This is a genomic window from Ruegeria sp. AB10, assembly GCF_056542745.1.
In genome coordinates this window covers 1-14,575 of sequence record NZ_JBQGAI010000012.1, presented here as the reverse complement: position 1 = coordinate 14,575, position 14,575 = coordinate 1, and the positions used below count along the sequence as shown (strand labels likewise).

Genomic DNA, 14,575 nt, shown 5'->3' with positions numbered 1-14,575 from the left:
GTTTTCTTCAATCCAAGTGAGCCCCGACTGTTGCCGAGGCCCCCGGATCATCGGGGCAGCCGCAAAGCTGCCCGCAAGTCTTAGATCTTAAGACCACCTTCACGCGCGGCGTCGGCAACTGCCTTCACCTTGCCGTGGAACAGGAAGCCACCACGATCGAAATAGGCCTCTTCGACGCCTGCCTTCTTGGCACGCTCGGCGATGGCCGCGCCCACTTTCGTGGCCGCTTCGACGTTGTTCTTGCCAACAACACCCAGATCTTTTTCCAGGGTCGAGGCCGAGGCCAGGGTCACGCCACGAACGTCGTCGATCAGCTGAACGCTGATGTTCTTGTTCGAACGGTGAACCGACAGGCGTACACGGCCCGCGTTGACTTTGCGAAGTTTGTTCCGAACGCGCAGGCGGCGCTTCAGAAACAGGGTTCTTTTGCTGTTTGCCATTGTCTGCGTCCTTACTTCTTCTTGCCTTCCTTGCGGAAGATGAACTCGCCCTTATAGCGGATGCCCTTGCCTTTGTACGGCTCGGGACGGCGCCATTCGCGGATTTTGGCCGCGACTTCGCCCACCTGCTGCTGGTCGATACCTTCCACAACGATCTCTGTCTGCTTCGGTGCGGTGATGGTGACACCTTCCGGAGCAGTGAAATCAACATCGTGGCTGTAGCCCAGGTTCAGCTTCAGGGTGTTGCCCTGCATCTGAGCCCGGTAACCAACACCCTGGATCTCCAGCTCTTTTTTGAAGCCTTCGGTCACACCGGTTACCAGATTGGCAACCATGGTGCGGCTCATGCCCCACTGCTGGCGGGCACGCTTGGACATGCCACGAGGGTTGATTTGCACGACGTTGTCTTCAACCGACAGCGTTACGTCATCAGTTGCGGTGAAGCTGCGGGTGCCTTTCGGACCTTTCACTTCGATGGTCTGACCCGACACAGAGGCGGAAACGCCGCTGGGCAGCTCGACCGGTTTTTTACCAATACGAGACATTGCAGACCTCCTTAGAAGACGGTGCAGAGCACTTCGCCGCCAACATTGTTGGAGCGAGCGTTTGCGTCCGACATCACACCTTTCGGAGTGCTGACAATCGACACGCCCAGACCCTGACGGACCTGCGGGATGTCATTGACGCCCATGTAGACGCGACGGCCAGGCTTCGAGACCCGCTTCAGTTCGCGAATGACAGGGGTGCCTTCGTAGTATTTCAGGCTGATTTCGATGGCCGGATGACCGTTTTCACCGGTCGTCGCTTCGTAGCCACGGATGTAACCTTCGTCCGCCAGCACGTCCAGAACCCAACCGCGCAGCTTGGAAGCCGGGGTGGAAACGGTGGACTTGCCGCGCATTTGCGCGTTGCGGATACGGGTGAGCATATCGCCGATAGGATCGTTCATATCTATGTCTCCCTTACCAGCTCGATTTCACCATGCCGGGGATCTGACCAGCAGAACCCAGCTCGCGCAGCGCGATACGGCTGACCTTCAGCTTACGGTAGTAAGCGTGGGGACGACCGGTCAGCTGACAACGGTTGTGCAGACGGGTAGCCGAGCTGTTGCGCGGCAGTTTCGCCAGTTTCAGACGCGCTTTGAAACGCTCTTCCATCGGGCGGCTCTCATCATTCGCGATTTCTTTCAGCTCGGCACGCTTTGCGGCATATTTGGCCACCAGGCGTTCGCGCTTCTTCTCGCGTTCGATCATTGCTTTTTTAGCCATGTCTCTATCCTTCCGGCGCTTACGCGTTGAACGGCATGTTGAATGCTTTCAACAGTGCCTTTGCTTCAGCGTCGGTTTTCGCTGTGGTGGCAATTACGATGTCCATGCCCCAGACCTCGTCGACCTTGTCGAAGTCGATTTCCGGGAACACGATGTGCTCTTTCATACCCATGGCAAAGTTGCCCTGACCATCGAAAGACGGCTTAACACCGCGGAAGTCACGAACGCGCGGCATCGCGATGGTGATCAGACGATCCAGAAATTCGTACATCCGGTCACCGCGCAGGGTCACTTTCGCGCCCAACGGCATGTCTTCACGGACGCGGAAACCCGCGATCGACTTCTTCGCCTTGGTCGAAACGGCCTGCTGGCCAGCAATCGCAGTCAGATCCTCGACAGCAGCTTTCGCTTTCTTCGAGTCCTTGACGGCCTCAGCACCACACCCGATGTTCAGAACGATTTTTTCCAGCTTGGGCAGCTGCATGTCGTTCTTGTAGCCGAACTCTTCTTTCAGAGCGGCACGGATGGTTTCAACGTACTGAGCTTTCAGACGCGGGGTGTAGGTTGCGGAATCAAGCATCGATCACGTCCCCTGTGGTCTTGGCGAAACGAACCTTCTTGTCGCCTTCCATGCGGAAGCCAACGCGGGTTGCTTTGCCGTTCTTGTCCAGCAGAGCCAGGTTCGACAGCTCGATCGGGTTTGCCTGAGGCAAACGGCCGCCTTGGCTGTTCTGGGTCTGGCGGGTGTGGCGGATGGCGATGTTGATGCCGTCGACAACAGCTTTGCCGGCTTTGGGGTCAACCGAGGTAATCGTTCCCTCTTTGCCCTTGTCCTTGCCGGCCAGCACGACGACCTTGTCGCCTTTGCGGAGTTTAGCAGCCATGATTACAGCACCTCCGGAGCCAGCGAGATGATTTTCATGAAGTTCTTGCCGCGCAGTTCACGAACAACCGGGCCAAAGATACGGGTACCTACGGGCTCGTTGTTGTTGTTCAGGATGACGGCGGCGTTGCGATCGAAACGGATCGCGGTGCCGTCTTCGCGACGGACTTCCTTGGCGGTGCGTACGACGACGGCCTTACGGACGTCCCCTTTCTTTACGCGGCCGCGCGGGATGGCTTCCTTCACCGAGACGACAATGATGTCGCCGACGGAGGCGTATTTACGCTTGGAACCACCCAGGACCTTGATGCACTGAACTCGGCGTGCGCCGGAGTTGTCAGCGACATCCAGATTGGTCTGCATCTGGATCATGTGGTTTCTCCCGACCTGTGGGGGCTGGTCTGATTAAATCCCCCAGGGTTTCGACAAATGGGAAAATCCCGGAAGCTTACGCTTCCAGAACTTCCCAACGTTTCGTCTTCGATTTCGGCGCGCATTCGATGATGCGTACAGAGTCGCCGACCTTGAAGGCGTTCTTTTCGTCGTGAGCCCGGTACTTCTTGGACTTACGAACGGTTTTGTGCAGCAGCGGGTGCTTGAAACGGCGTTCAACCGAAACAGTCACGGTTTGCTCGTTGGCGTCGCTGGTTACGATTCCGGACAGGATACGCTTGGGCATAGGATTACTCCTCCGATGCCGCAGCAGCGGCCTTTTCGTTCAGAATGGTTTTGACGCGGGCAGCATTGCGGCGGGCCGCTTTGATGCCGGCAGTGTTTTCCAGCTGACCGGTTGCCTGTTGAAAGCGCAGGTTAAAGCTTTCTTTCTTCAGGTTGGCCAGTTCCTCGCGGAGCTGGTCCGGGGTCTTGTCACGCAGTTCTTGGGCGTTCATCGCCTTTTTCCTTTGCTCAAAACACCAGAAGGCCCCCTGACAGGGTCACCTTGGACCTGGTGGATGACTGATAGACATACGAATCGCCCGACAACGCCGGGAGATCGCAGGATGCCGCCGTATAAGGGTTTGGGGGGTGGGTGGCAAGAGGAAGTTTGGATCACTAGCAGGTACCATCCGCAAAGCAGGCGCAAAGGCGAAACTGCACGTCAGAGCCCTCCCTTAAGCTTGCGCACAATCCAACACCACTGTACCCGCACTCTAGATGCGTTAATACACAGGTAAGTTATGAAGAATTTGTATTGGACCGCTGCCCTGGCACTGATTGCCAGTTCCACTCAAGCCCAGACGTATGCCGGGAAGGACGTTTGCTCGAGAGCCGTTGCAGAGGATCGCATGAACGGGATGTCTATCGACCAGTGTATTTGCGTGGCCGAGATTGCGAAGCATAACATGTCCCCCGAACTATATGCCTTGTGGACCCAGGCGATGTACTTAGGTGAATCGCGAGAGCAAGAGATGAACTCTCTGAAGCAATCTCAACGAAAAACCCTTAGCCAAATGAAAAAAACGGCTCGGCTATCCAAAAAACAATGTGGAGCAAAGTGATCAAACTCCTAAGGCAAAAGGAAGTCCACAAGCTGCGGCGCGCTCGTGGACTCTCTTGCCTGACTTAATCTGGAGCGAAGTTTTCTGTTGCCTCACCCGAGGCAAAGCTTACTCCCACTTATAATTAAAACTCACCGAAATCCGTTCTTCTTCAGCCATGTTCATCGGCACCTCATGGCGCAGCCAGCTTTCCCAAAGCAGAACGTCGCCGACCTGCGGCTTCATATAGATGAACGGCTGCAAATCCCGCCGCCCACCCTTCAGGCGCGTCGGCGCGGCCATCATGCGACCTGAACGGGGATCTTCCAGCTTCAACGCGCTCGCGCCTTCTGGCATCGACACATAAGTCGTGCCCGAAATGACGCTGTGCGGGTGCAGGTGGCTGGAGTGCATTCCGCCCTCAGGCAGGATGTTGATCCATAGGTCCTCCAGCTTCAGCTCGCCCTCACCCAGATCGAACTCCAGATCCTTGGCAAAGGCCGCGACGTGCTGATCCAGCGCAGTGACCAGATCGGCAAAGATCGGGAAGCGCCAGGGCAGATCGGTCAGCGAGGCATAGCTGGTATAGCCGGGATAGCCGTTCTCTTCGCACCATTCCTGCCCGGCCTCATCATCCTCGGCGATGACAAGGCAGGAATTTTCCAGTTCTTCCGCGTCGATCTTGGGGTCGAACTCGGACAAAGCTGCGCGATAAAGACGGGTAACGAAGAGTGATTCAATCTGTGCCATGGGCCGGGCATACCTCAGCCCTTTCGGCAAGACCAGACGCTTAGGTCTTGATGGGCCCTTTGCCACAGCGCGGGATCGGGCGACCGCCATCAGCATAAGCAAGGCACAGCACGATCTCGTCCGGTTTCGGCGCGTCCGGAATGTTGAGCGTCATCGTGTCGAAATAATCGAATGACCACGGATTGTCCTTGTGCCCCAGCGGCAGATCAATTGCACAGCCCGGCGCGCCCAGCTTGGCATTCGAAGGGATCACCGCCTCACCTCCGCCCGCTGCCGCGCGCATGGGTGCGCCGAGCTTGGGATGGATCACCGCCCCGCCCTGCTCAAGGTCGCCGTTCATGCCGATGATTGCTGCCTTGCCATATGACACCGGCGCACCGTCCAGTTGCGAGACCGCATCAGCCGCAAGGTCAGGCCCCAGAAGGGCTCCGATCTCGAACAGCTCTGAAAGGTCATCCGCATGACGCCCGGCCAATGGGTTCTGTATCACCGCCAAGGCAGCGACCCGGCTGACAGGATCACAAGGTTGGCCCAACTGATCAGTGGTTATGATTTCCTTGACAAACATCTTTTTGCGTAGCCGCACCATAGGGCCCTCCCATTCCTGCAGGTTAACGTAGGGGCGGCGCAGTGAGACGTCGACTGTTTTGACCGGCTGGCAGATCACAAGAGGTCGACCCAAAAGAAAAACCCCCGCCGGTGTCCCGACGAGGGTTTCAAATCGTAGGATCGGGTTTTACCCCGCCGCCTTACCAGTCTTCGCGAACCACGACGCGGGTCTTGATCGGCAGCTTCATCGCTGCCAGGCGCAGAGCCTCGCGGGCGATGTCGTCATTGACGCCGTCGATCTCGAACATCACGCGGCCAGGCTTGACTTTGCATGCCCAGCGGTCGACCGAACCTTTACCTTTACCCATACGAACTTCGATCGGCTTAGCCGTGACCGGAGTGTCGGGGAAGATGCGGATCCAGACGCGGCCCTGACGCTTCATGTGACGCGTCATGGCACGACGTGCAGCTTCGATCTGGCGTGCAGTTACACGCTCAGGCTCAAGAGCTTTCAGGCCGTAGGTGCCAAAGTTCAGATCAGAGCCGCCTTTGGCGAGACCCTTGATCCGGCCTTTGTGCATCTTGCGGAATTTAGTACGCTTTGGTTGAAGCATATCTTTCCCTCCTTAGCGACGACCGCCACCAGCACCACGAGGTGCAGGGCCGTCCTGGAGTTCCTGTGCTTTACGGTCACGTGCCTGCGGATCGTGCTCCATGATCTCACCTTTGAAGATCCAGACCTTGATCCCGATGATCCCATAGGGGGTCATCGCTTCGGCATGTGCGTAATCGATGTCGGCACGCAGGGTGTGCAGAGGCACGCGGCCTTCGCGGTACCACTCGGTCCGTGCGATTTCGGCGCCGCCCAGACGACCAGCGACGTTCACCCGGATACCCAGGGCGCCCATGCGCATGGCGTTCTGAACCGACCGCTTCATCGCGCGGCGGAACGAGACGCGGCGCTCCAGCTGCTGAGCAATGGACTCGGCAACCAGCTGCGCGTCAAGCTCGGGCTTGCGCACTTCGACGATGTTCAGGTGCAGTTCGCTGTCGGTCATACGAGCAAGCTTTTTGCGCAGAACTTCGATGTCTGCACCTTTCTTGCCGATGATGACACCGGGACGTGCAGTGTGGATCGTAACGCGGCACTTCTTGTGCGGACGTTCGATGATCACACGGGCAACACCGGCCTGCTTGCACTCTTTGTTGATGAACTCACGGATCTTGAGGTCTTCCAGCAGAAGATCACCGTAGTCCTTGGTGTCGGCGTACCAGCGGCTGTCCCAGGTGCGGTTGACCTGCAGGCGCATGCCGATCGGATTTACTTTATGACCCATTAGGCTTGCTCCTCAACTTGACGCACCTTGATGGTGATCTCCGAGAACGGCTTCATGATCTTGCCGAAACGGCCACGGGCACGCGGACGACCGCGCTTCATGACCAGGTTCTTGCCAACCCATGCTTCGGCGACGATCAGCTCGTCAACGTCCAGGTTGTGGTTGTTTTCGGCATTCGCGATTGCGGACTGCAGGCACTTCTTGACGTCCTGCGCGACACGCTTGTTCGAGAAAGTCAGGTCGGTCAGAGCCTTCTCAACTTTCTTGCCGCGGATCATTTGCGCAACCAGGTTCAGTTTCTGCGGGCTGGTGCGAAGCATGCGGGTTTTCGCCATTGCTTCGTTTTCAGCCACGCGGCGGGGGTTCTTTTCCTTGCCCATGACTTACTTCCGCTTCGCTTTTTTGTCTGCGGCGTGGCCATAATAGGTGCGGGTCGGCGAGTATTCACCGAACTTCTGACCGATCATGTCTTCCGAGACGTTGACGGGGATATGTTTCTGGCCGTTGTATACACCAAAGGTCAGACCCACGAACTGGGGCAGAATGGTGGAACGACGCGACCAGATTTTGATGACTTCGTTGCGGCCCGACTCGCGCGCTGCTTCGGCTTTTTTCAGCACGTAAGCATCGACGAAAGGACCCTTCCAAACAGAGCGAGACATGGATTAACGTCCCTTCTTCTTGGCGTGCCGCGAGCGGATGATCAGCTTCTGGGACGCTTTGTTCTTGTTGCGGGTACGCTTACCCTTGGTGTCCTTACCCCACGGCGTAACCGGCGTACGGCCACCCGAGGTACGACCTTCACCACCACCGTGCGGGTGATCGATCGGGTTCATTGCAACACCACGAACCGACGGACGCACGCCCTTGTGGCGCATACGACCGGCTTTACCGAGGTTCTGGTTCGAGTTGTCGGGGTTGGACACGGCACCAACGGTGGCCATGCATTCCTGACGGACCATGCGCAGTTCGCCCGAGCTCAGACGGATCTGAGCGTAGCCGCCATCGCGACCAACGAACTGAGCGTAAGTACCAGCCGCACGTGCGATCTGACCGCCTTTACCAGGCTTCATCTCGATGTTGTGGACGATGGTACCGATCGGCATGCCCGAGAACGGCATTGCGTTGCCCGGCTTGATGTCGGCCTTGGCGGATGCCACGACTTTATCACCAACAGCCAGACGCTGCGGAGCCAGGATGTATGCCTGCTCGCCGTCTTCGTATTTTACCAGTGCGATGAATGCGGTCCGGTTCGGGTCATATTCGATCCGCTCGACGGTTGCCGCGACATCAAATTTGTTCCGTTTGAAGTCAACGATCCGGTAGAGACGCTTTGCGCCACCGCCGCGGCGGCGTGAAGTGATCCGTCCGGTGTTGTTCCGGCCGCCCGATTTGGTCAAACCCTCAGTGAGAGACTTGACCGGACGTCCTTTCCAAAGCTCCGAACGGTCGATCAGCACCAGCCCGCGCTGGCCCGGCGTCGTCGGCTTGTACGACTTGAGTGCCATGCTTTCTGTCTTCCGTTTAGCAAGTGCAGGGAGTTTCCCCGCTATGTGATAGGCCCCCGTAGGTGCCAAGGGTATAGGGCCCCGAAGGTCCCCGGTTACAAATATCAGAGGCCCCGGAACGAATCCGAGGCCGCAAGATTGGGAGCGTGTAGCAGGGTTGGGGGTGGGTGTCTATAGGGTACGCACATTCTCTTGGCGGGCACAGTCACTTGATACTGAAATCATGTTGGACCAAGGGCGCGAACGTGCGGCGTGCGCCCGACCAGTCAAAGTGAAAAAGCGGGTCCGGTATGCGCCAGTTTTCCCCATAACTCTGGGCCAGCAGGGCCGGTGGGTCCTGAGGCAGCATAATCTGCCCGTCATTCAATGCCCTGAGCGGAAAGATCGAACTCTCGGGTACGCCGTTGAAAGAGTAAGGGTAGACGCTGAAGCGTCCGTTTTCAGTCCAGGCCGGAAACAGGTCAACATCGATCCCCAGGCCGTTTTTCACCTTGAATATCGGAGAGCTTCGGGTTGATGGCGTGGCATCCAGACAGCCGCTTTCCAACAGGGCATTTTGGTACATGGCCCATTTCTCGGGTATTTCTTCAAGCGTGGACTCACCCAGGTGCACCGCAAAATCCACGTCATCGTCATGGTCGATCAACCGACCATCGCGCACGTAGCCCAACAACGCACCGGCATACAGGAATATCGGTTTGCCGAGTTGGATGACGGGTGCCAACTCAGCTTCGAGCTTCTGGAAAATACCGCCGGCATTCATTTCCCCGAAGGTTCTGTTATAGCCATGCGGCGTGATGAAATCGGGGTGAAGAGCCTGTTTGACACATTCGAAAAACGCCGCAAACCGCGCTTCCTGCCCCTTGCGCGCATAGCGCCTTTCCATCCGCTTGAGCCTGCCATGCGTTCGCGCGGCCCTTGATCGCCGGTGGCAACAAAGCAGAAGATCGATTTCTTCCCAATCGTCAAACAATGCCGGGTTGTTCAGGTCCCGAACAGGATCTTGCAATGCCTGCACAGCCAGACGGGTTTTGCGTGGACGCGGCAGGGCGGTCTGGGCCGTTGCATGTTCAAACACAACAGCACGAAGCGACGCCAGCTTTTTGATGATTTCTGTTTCGGTCATAGGTCTTTTTCATAGATTGCCCGGGCGACGATCGCATCCTCTGTCTTGTATTTTGCGAACCCGACCCCTTCGACACCGTATCGTTTGGCGAACTGAAACTGCTTCATTTTTTCGTCCAGCTCCGCCGCGCACAGATAGCGCCGGAAATGCGGCGGTGCTACTTTTGTTGTGTCGCGGTCCGCCAATGTCCGGTATTCGAACGCAACAATGTCACCCGGCTGGCACCCCTCATGCAGGGCATCGATCAAGGCATCTTCTTCGTCATCAGTGATCGCGTGCAAAAAAAAGCGCGCATAGACACAGACCGCCTTCGCGCGCCGATTGGACAGCACCTGTTGAACCACCCCGTCCTTGAGGTTGGTTCTGGCAAATTCAAGACCGTCCCCGCCCTGCGTCTTTGTGTGTTTTCTGGCTGACGCAACGGCGGCTTCTGATGCATCCAGTCCGGTCACAAGGAACCCGTGCCGCGAAAAGAAGAAACTGTCACGGGCGTTGCCGCACCCGATGTCAACAACATGCGCCTTCCGATCAATTTCATTGGCCACAAACGCGGCGAACTGTGATGGCAGCGACAACTCCCAAGACTCTGCAGAATTCTCGTAGAACTGGTTCCAAAAATCGCGGCGGCCGTCCGACCGGGCCTGCTGAGATGGTTTGGGGATCATTGGTATTTTTTCTTTCGCAAGACGGTTAAACGGCACTGGGGCGAAATCTGTCAGACCTCAAACTCAACTGCAATCGCTTCTTTGCGCATCAGTTTCGGGCACCTTAATGTGCAGCTGGTTAAATTTGGCCTTTGAATAAAAAAAACCCCCGCTTTCGCGGGGGCCTTTATCTTGCTCCAAAGACGGACCGGATCAGAGACCGGTGGACACGTCGATGGTGTTACCCTCTTCCAGGGTCACATATGCTTTTTTGACGTCTTTCCGACGGCCCAGCTGGCCGCGGAACCGCTTGACCTTGCCTTTGGTCACGGTGGTGTTCACCGCTTTGACCTTCACACCAAACAGCGCCTCAACGGCCTCTTTGATCTGCGGCTTGTTGCTGTCGATCGCCACTTCGAAGACAACCGCGCCGTTTTCGGACGCCATGGTCGACTTTTCGGTGATGATCGGCTTGCGGATCACGTCGTAGTGTTCTGCCTTCGCGCTCATTTCAGACGAGCCTCCAGTGCTTCGACAGCCGCTTTGGTGAGCACCAGGGTGTCACGCTTGAGGATGTCATAAACGTTTGCACCCATCGACGGCAGGATATCCAGACCTTCGATGTTGCGCGACGCCTTCAGGAAACCTTCGTTCACAGTCGCGCCGTCGATGACCAGAGCGCGTTTCCAGCCCAGGTTTGCAACCTGTTTGGCCAGAGCGGCGGTCTTGCCTTCGGCTTCGGCGTTCTCGATCACAACCAGTTCACCCGCCTTGGCTTTGGCCGACAGAGCGTGGCGCAGGCCAAGCTTGCGGAACTTCTTCGGCAGGTCGTGGCCGTGCGAACGTGGGGTCGGGCCCTTGTAGATACCACCCTTGCGGAAGATCGGCGCGTTACGGTCACCATGGCGTGCGCCACCGGTGCCCTTCTGGCGATAGATCTTCTTGGTCGAGTAGCTGGTTTCCGAGCGGGTCTTGACCTTGTGGGTGCCGGCCTGCGCGTTGTTGCGCTGCCAACGGACCACACGATGCAGGATGTCCGCACGCGGCTCGAGACCGAACAGATCGGCGTTCAGCTCGATGTCGCCGGCTTTGCCGCCGTCCAGTTTGATTACATCAAGTTTCATGCTTCACCACCTTCCGCGGGCGCTTCTTCCGCAGGTGCTTCGGTTGCAGCCGATTTCACAGCAGCCGGGAAAGGCAGGCCTTCCGGTGCTTTCTTCTTCACGGCGTCCTTGACGGTGACCCAGCCCGATTTCGGTCCGGGAACGGCGCCTTTGATGAAGACCAGACCACGGTCGGCGTCGGTTTTGACGACTTCCAGGTTCTGGGTGGTTACACGGGCAGCACCCATGTGACCGGCCATCTTCTTGCCTTTGAACACCTTGCCCGGGTCCTGACACTGACCGGTCGAACCGTGCGAACGGTGGCTGATCGAAACACCGTGCGAGGCGCGCAGACCACCGAAGTTGTGGCGCTTCATCGCACCGGCAAAGCCTTTACCGATCGAGGTACCCGAAACGTCAACTTTCTGACCTTCCAGGAAGTGTTCTGCCGAAATCTCGGCGCCCACTTCGATCAGGCCATCTTCCGACACGCGGAACTCGGCCAGCTTACGCTTGGGCTCGACCTTGGCAGCGGCGTAGTGACCGCGCATGGCCTTCGAGGTGCGTTTTGCCTTGGCAGCACCGGCGCCCAGCTGAACGGCGGTGTAACCGTCTTTGTCAGCGGTACGCTGTGCAACGACCTGCAGGTTGTCCAGGTGAAGAACGGTCACAGGAATCTGCTTGCCGTCTTCCATGAACAGGCGGGTCATGCCAACTTTTTTTGCGATAATACCAGAGCGCATAATCTATACCCTCCGATCTTACGACTGCAGCTTGATCTCGACGTCCACACCAGCAGCGAGGTCGAGCTTCATCAGCGCGTCAACGGTCTGGGGGGTCGGATCAACGATGTCGAGCAGACGCTTGTGCGTGCGGATCTCGAACTGGTCGCGGGATTTCTTGTCAACGTGAGGGCCACGGAGAACCGTGAACTTCTCAATCTTGTTCGGCAGCGGGATCGGGCCGCGCACGTTCGCGCCGGTCCGCTTGGCAGTGTTGACGATCTCTTGCGTGCTGGCATCCAGAACGCGATAGTCAAATGCCTTCAGCCGAATACGGATGTTTTGGCTTTGCATATTAACAGCCTTTTATCAGGCGTTGAGGTTGAGAGGAGGACAGGCGCGCATCGCCAACCCTCATCGAACCCAAAAGGCGGGAATCACCCCGCCTTGATGTTCTTGTTGAGAACTCGCGCGTATTAGTGGGGTTGGTAGGGTTTGGCAAGGGACAAAATATCCCGGCAGTTCAGCTGGCGCCAGAATATGCAACTGCGGTTGCCACCAGAGCAACAAACAGAAAAACGAAAACCAAGAGGAATTTCTTTCCAAATCTGCCGATCCCATCCAGGCGCATTTGTTTTACTTCGCCATGTTCCGAGACGTTAACGGCGATGTCATCCAAGGGGAGCGGCAAAAACGGGGATTCAATGACACGAGAGGGCCAAACAACGGCATTACCTTTGAAGAAAGAGCCGTATATCGCGTTGATCTTCGGAAAATTGCGTTCCGCTCTGAGGTTTTCGTAGTCTCTTACCAGCATAACTATGTAGCTCACCGCGGCAGCACTGGCGGAAACGACTATGGTCTCGATGAATCCTTTTGGTGCGCCTAGCGCGCCCAAAAGAATGCTAAGCCCACCAATTGACGCGATGACGGCAAGCTCTCCGGTATTTGCCTTACTGTGGTGAATCGTCAGCCAGAGCCGCGTTTCTTTATCGAGCGTCTCAAGCGTTCCGAGAACCTCGGGGGAAAGGCCCTTGTGATTGTCACCCATATGGAAAATGTCATTCAAAGCGCACTCATCGTCTGCGCCACAACCATCCGCAATTAGGACTGCATCCCGAAAGCTCGCCATTTTTTCCTGGATGTCAGGCTCATCCGGAACCAATTGCTCCAACTTTCGAAAGACGTGCCCGACCCGAACGAGCGCCGCCTCTCTTTCGTGAACCCGGTCAGCAAGGCGAAAAATTGTGAAACCGGCCAAAACGCTGAAAATGGTACCCAGTGACCCGACCGTTGTCGGATCAATTCTGACAAGTTCCGCATCTGGCTTCACCAGCATCGCAATAGCCGCCAGCATCGCCACTATCGATGCACCGAGTTGCGCGGTCGTGTGGACTTGGCGGCTGCTGACCAACAGGGCCGAGAGAATAATCAGGCACGCCCCTGCAAGGCCATAAAGAGTAAAATGCTCCTTGAAAAAAATGAACAGCAAAATCGTACTGAGAATTGGCGTCAAGAAGGACAACGCGCTCATCGAGGGATGAGTGAACAGCCTGATCGCTCTGGTCCATGCCGTTTGACCAACAGGGATTACGAACATTCCAAGATACAAAGCAAATGGTGCAGCCTCTAGCAGCCCGCTTGTATCCGGTTTCCCGATCCAGGCCACTGCTGCAGCAGTCAGGATTGCAGGTAACGCCAATCCCCATAGATACAGCTCTCTGTTTCCGATATTGTAAGGCTCTAACTGGTGGACGATCACAAAGTACAAACCTGCAAAGACAGCCGCAGCGAGCGCGACCAGATACCACGGATTGAAGACATCGAAGCCAAGGTCGTCGTTACCGCCAAACATCAATAACACCACGCCGGCAAAGCCGATAAACATGAAGCCGATTTTTTGGCGTGTAAGCGGGTACTGTTCCCTGAACATTAAGCCCGCGAAAATTGTGTAGAATACGGGCCACAAGTAATTGATGATATTGGCCTCAACACTCGGGGCATAAAAAAGCGCCGTGTAAAGACAGACATAGTACAGGGATACAAGGCAACCAAAGAGAAGAACCTTGAGTTTCGCGTCAAGCGGCAAGCTGACGAGTCTCTGCCAGGACGCGCGGCCTTGCGGTGCCAATTGGATGGATAACGACAACACCGCTCCGACAAGGATGATTGCCACAAATTCAAGTGAATTCACTGAAACTGATGCGCCAACGGCTACAGGTGCAGCTGTACTCCAGACTGCAACGGCCACCAAGGCCAGAAGAATCGATTTCATTGTGGTTCCGACACCAGCTGGCTGCTGACCTTATAGAGTGATTGCTAAACGCGCCCACTTTCTTCGCATTTTCTTTCAACCGCAAGCTGACACTTTGCAGGCAAGGATTGAAAACTTCGCCGCACGAAAAAGGGCGCCCCGAGGGGCGCCCTTCTTTACTCTTCACCGAGTTGCTCCCGGCGGACTTTCCGTTGGAAAACCGCCTGCCGCAACCAGGCGCGGCAAGCGCGCCTTACTCGATGATTTTCGACACAACGCCGGCGCCGACGGTGCGGCCGCCTTCGCGGATCGCGAAGCGCAGACCGTTTTCCATCGCGATCGGCGCGATCAGCTCAACGCCGAACGACACGTTGTCGCCGGGCATGACCATCTCGGTGCCTTCGGCCAGGGTCACGGTGCCGGTCACGTCAGTCGTACGGAAGTAGAACTGCGGACGGTAGTTCGCGAAGAACGGAGTGTGACGGCCGCCTTCTTCCTTGGTCAGGATGTAGG

The 14,575-nt window shown here is 56.8% G+C and carries 24 protein-coding genes; all 24 read right to left on the bottom strand.

From position 1 onward, the window contains the following. Positions 1-80: 80 nt before the first annotated feature. Positions 81-440: a 50S ribosomal protein L18 gene (gene rplR / locus ACR0NT_RS17245; protein ID WP_039523386.1), complete on the bottom strand. Its 360-nt coding sequence runs from the start codon at positions 438-440 to the stop codon at positions 81-83. An 11-nt stretch (positions 441-451) separates the two neighbouring features. Then, complete coding sequence (gene rplF / locus ACR0NT_RS17240) at positions 452-985, bottom strand: 50S ribosomal protein L6 (RefSeq protein WP_170440485.1); 534 nt, start codon at positions 983-985, stop codon at positions 452-454. 11 nt (positions 986-996) lie between these two features. Beyond that, a complete protein-coding gene (gene rpsH / locus ACR0NT_RS17235) occupies positions 997-1,389 on the bottom strand; it encodes a 30S ribosomal protein S8 (RefSeq protein WP_010437099.1) in 393 nt (130 codons plus the stop codon). 13 nt (positions 1,390-1,402) lie between these two features. Then, positions 1,403-1,708: a 30S ribosomal protein S14 gene (gene rpsN, locus ACR0NT_RS17230; protein WP_068340744.1), complete on the bottom strand. Its 306-nt coding sequence runs from the start codon at positions 1,706-1,708 to the stop codon at positions 1,403-1,405. 19 nt (positions 1,709-1,727) lie between these two features. After that, on the bottom strand, positions 1,728-2,288 hold the full coding sequence (gene rplE, locus ACR0NT_RS17225) for a 50S ribosomal protein L5 (RefSeq protein WP_170440483.1): 561 nt from the start codon (positions 2,286-2,288) through the stop codon (positions 1,728-1,730). Further along, positions 2,281-2,592 carry a 50S ribosomal protein L24 gene (gene rplX / locus ACR0NT_RS17220; protein ID WP_170440482.1) on the bottom strand — a complete coding sequence of 104 codons (312 nt, stop codon included), beginning with the start codon at positions 2,590-2,592 and terminating at the stop codon, positions 2,281-2,283. The genes rplE and rplX overlap by 8 nt, the downstream gene beginning before the upstream one ends. 2 nt (positions 2,593-2,594) lie before the next feature. Continuing rightward, on the bottom strand, positions 2,595-2,963 hold the full coding sequence (gene rplN / locus ACR0NT_RS17215) for a 50S ribosomal protein L14 (protein ID WP_008757934.1): 369 nt from the start codon (positions 2,961-2,963) through the stop codon (positions 2,595-2,597). Between the two features lie 76 nt (positions 2,964-3,039). After that, positions 3,040-3,270, bottom strand: coding sequence for a 30S ribosomal protein S17 (gene rpsQ / locus ACR0NT_RS17210; protein ID WP_170440480.1), 231 nt, complete (start codon positions 3,268-3,270; stop codon positions 3,040-3,042). A gap of 4 nt (positions 3,271-3,274) precedes the next feature. Beyond that, positions 3,275-3,481 carry a 50S ribosomal protein L29 gene (gene rpmC / locus ACR0NT_RS17205; RefSeq protein ID WP_010437082.1) on the bottom strand — a complete coding sequence of 69 codons (207 nt, stop codon included), beginning with the start codon at positions 3,479-3,481 and terminating at the stop codon, positions 3,275-3,277. 717 nt (positions 3,482-4,198) lie between these two features. Further along, positions 4,199-4,819: a 2OG-Fe(II) oxygenase family protein gene (locus ACR0NT_RS17200; RefSeq protein ID WP_170440478.1), complete on the bottom strand. Its 621-nt coding sequence runs from the start codon at positions 4,817-4,819 to the stop codon at positions 4,199-4,201. Between the two features lie 40 nt (positions 4,820-4,859). Continuing rightward, the gene (locus tag ACR0NT_RS17195) at positions 4,860-5,408 is read right to left on the bottom strand and encodes an amino acid synthesis family protein (protein WP_170440475.1); all 549 of its coding nucleotides are present in this window, start codon (positions 5,406-5,408) and stop codon (positions 4,860-4,862) included. Positions 5,409-5,568: 160 nt separating this feature from the next. Then, a complete protein-coding gene (gene rplP, locus ACR0NT_RS17190) occupies positions 5,569-5,982 on the bottom strand; it encodes a 50S ribosomal protein L16 (RefSeq protein WP_058283513.1) in 414 nt (137 codons plus the stop codon). A 12-nt stretch (positions 5,983-5,994) separates the two neighbouring features. Continuing rightward, complete coding sequence (rpsC, locus tag ACR0NT_RS17185; protein ID WP_008758042.1) at positions 5,995-6,705, bottom strand: 30S ribosomal protein S3; 711 nt, start codon at positions 6,703-6,705, stop codon at positions 5,995-5,997. Continuing rightward, positions 6,705-7,085 carry a 50S ribosomal protein L22 gene (gene rplV, locus ACR0NT_RS17180; RefSeq protein ID WP_039538267.1) on the bottom strand — a complete coding sequence of 127 codons (381 nt, stop codon included), beginning with the start codon at positions 7,083-7,085 and terminating at the stop codon, positions 6,705-6,707. Before rplV ends, rpsC begins: the two co-directional genes overlap by 1 nt. A 3-nt stretch (positions 7,086-7,088) precedes the next feature. Continuing rightward, positions 7,089-7,367, bottom strand: a complete 279-nt coding sequence (gene rpsS / locus ACR0NT_RS17175) for a 30S ribosomal protein S19 (protein ID WP_005980699.1) — start codon at positions 7,365-7,367, stop codon at positions 7,089-7,091. A gap of 3 nt (positions 7,368-7,370) precedes the next feature. Further along, positions 7,371-8,213: a 50S ribosomal protein L2 gene (rplB, locus tag ACR0NT_RS17170; protein WP_008757664.1), complete on the bottom strand. Its 843-nt coding sequence runs from the start codon at positions 8,211-8,213 to the stop codon at positions 7,371-7,373. 205 nt (positions 8,214-8,418) lie between these two features. Further along, positions 8,419-9,186 (bottom strand): hypothetical protein, encoded by a 768-nt coding sequence (locus ACR0NT_RS17165; protein WP_170674834.1) that lies wholly within the window; start codon positions 9,184-9,186, stop codon positions 8,419-8,421. Positions 9,187-9,335: 149 nt separating this feature from the next. Continuing rightward, positions 9,336-10,040 (bottom strand): class I SAM-dependent methyltransferase, encoded by a 705-nt coding sequence (locus ACR0NT_RS17160; protein ID WP_170674832.1) that lies wholly within the window; start codon positions 10,038-10,040, stop codon positions 9,336-9,338. 156 nt (positions 10,041-10,196) lie between these two features. Then, a complete protein-coding gene (locus ACR0NT_RS17155; RefSeq protein WP_008757532.1) occupies positions 10,197-10,493 on the bottom strand; it encodes a 50S ribosomal protein L23 in 297 nt (98 codons plus the stop codon). Beyond that, a complete protein-coding gene (gene rplD, locus ACR0NT_RS17150) occupies positions 10,490-11,107 on the bottom strand; it encodes a 50S ribosomal protein L4 (RefSeq protein WP_155148664.1) in 618 nt (205 codons plus the stop codon). The genes ACR0NT_RS17155 and rplD overlap by 4 nt, the downstream gene beginning before the upstream one ends. After that, complete coding sequence (gene rplC, locus ACR0NT_RS17145) at positions 11,104-11,829, bottom strand: 50S ribosomal protein L3 (RefSeq protein ID WP_170351686.1); 726 nt, start codon at positions 11,827-11,829, stop codon at positions 11,104-11,106. The genes rplD and rplC overlap by 4 nt, the downstream gene beginning before the upstream one ends. Before the next feature lie 18 nt (positions 11,830-11,847). Beyond that, positions 11,848-12,162 (bottom strand): 30S ribosomal protein S10, encoded by a 315-nt coding sequence (rpsJ, locus tag ACR0NT_RS17140; protein WP_008756422.1) that lies wholly within the window; start codon positions 12,160-12,162, stop codon positions 11,848-11,850. 169 nt (positions 12,163-12,331) lie between these two features. Then, the gene (locus ACR0NT_RS17135) at positions 12,332-14,083 is read right to left on the bottom strand and encodes an EamA family transporter (protein ID WP_170440461.1); all 1,752 of its coding nucleotides are present in this window, start codon (positions 14,081-14,083) and stop codon (positions 12,332-12,334) included. Positions 14,084-14,315: 232 nt separating this feature from the next. Then, positions 14,316-14,575, bottom strand: a 260-nt coding sequence (locus ACR0NT_RS17130) for an EF-Tu C-terminal domain-related protein (RefSeq protein WP_480443169.1), incomplete at its 5' end; no start/stop codon positions are given.

Bases quoted from the DNA above. Each gene is read 5' to 3' on its own strand.
- ACR0NT_RS17155 (WP_008757532.1), bottom strand. From the start codon at position 10,493: ATGAGCGCGAAGGCAGAACACTACGACGTGATCCGCAAGCCGATCATC.
- rplE (WP_170440483.1), bottom strand. From the start codon at position 2,288: ATGCTTGATTCCGCAACCTACACCCCGCGTCTGAAAGCTCAGTACGTT.
- rplV (WP_039538267.1), bottom strand. From the start codon at position 7,085: ATGGGCAAGGAAAAGAACCCCCGCCGCGTGGCTGAAAACGAAGCAATG.
- ACR0NT_RS17135 (WP_170440461.1), bottom strand. From the start codon at position 14,083: ATGAAATCGATTCTTCTGGCCTTGGTGGCCGTTGCAGTCTGGAGTACA.
- rpsN (WP_068340744.1), bottom strand. From the start codon at position 1,708: ATGGCTAAAAAAGCAATGATCGAACGCGAGAAGAAGCGCGAACGCCTG.
- rplP (WP_058283513.1), bottom strand. From the start codon at position 5,982: ATGCTTCAACCAAAGCGTACTAAATTCCGCAAGATGCACAAAGGCCGG.
- rpsC (WP_008758042.1), bottom strand. From the start codon at position 6,705: ATGGGTCATAAAGTAAATCCGATCGGCATGCGCCTGCAGGTCAACCGC.
- rplR (WP_039523386.1), bottom strand. From the start codon at position 440: ATGGCAAACAGCAAAAGAACCCTGTTTCTGAAGCGCCGCCTGCGCGTT.
- rpsH (WP_010437099.1), bottom strand. From the start codon at position 1,389: ATGAACGATCCTATCGGCGATATGCTCACCCGTATCCGCAACGCGCAA.
- rpsQ (WP_170440480.1), bottom strand. From the start codon at position 3,270: ATGCCCAAGCGTATCCTGTCCGGAATCGTAACCAGCGACGCCAACGAG.
- rplB (WP_008757664.1), bottom strand. From the start codon at position 8,213: ATGGCACTCAAGTCGTACAAGCCGACGACGCCGGGCCAGCGCGGGCTG.
- rplC (WP_170351686.1), bottom strand. From the start codon at position 11,829: ATGCGCTCTGGTATTATCGCAAAAAAAGTTGGCATGACCCGCCTGTTC.
- rpsS (WP_005980699.1), bottom strand. From the start codon at position 7,367: ATGTCTCGCTCTGTTTGGAAGGGTCCTTTCGTCGATGCTTACGTGCTG.
- rplN (WP_008757934.1), bottom strand. From the start codon at position 2,963: ATGATCCAGATGCAGACCAATCTGGATGTCGCTGACAACTCCGGCGCA.
- ACR0NT_RS17195 (WP_170440475.1), bottom strand. From the start codon at position 5,408: ATGGTGCGGCTACGCAAAAAGATGTTTGTCAAGGAAATCATAACCACT.
- ACR0NT_RS17200 (WP_170440478.1), bottom strand. From the start codon at position 4,819: ATGGCACAGATTGAATCACTCTTCGTTACCCGTCTTTATCGCGCAGCT.
- rpmC (WP_010437082.1), bottom strand. From the start codon at position 3,481: ATGAACGCCCAAGAACTGCGTGACAAGACCCCGGACCAGCTCCGCGAG.
- rpsJ (WP_008756422.1), bottom strand. From the start codon at position 12,162: ATGCAAAGCCAAAACATCCGTATTCGGCTGAAGGCATTTGACTATCGC.
- rplF (WP_170440485.1), bottom strand. From the start codon at position 985: ATGTCTCGTATTGGTAAAAAACCGGTCGAGCTGCCCAGCGGCGTTTCC.
- rplD (WP_155148664.1), bottom strand. From the start codon at position 11,107: ATGAAACTTGATGTAATCAAACTGGACGGCGGCAAAGCCGGCGACATC.
- rplX (WP_170440482.1), bottom strand. From the start codon at position 2,592: ATGGCTGCTAAACTCCGCAAAGGCGACAAGGTCGTCGTGCTGGCCGGC.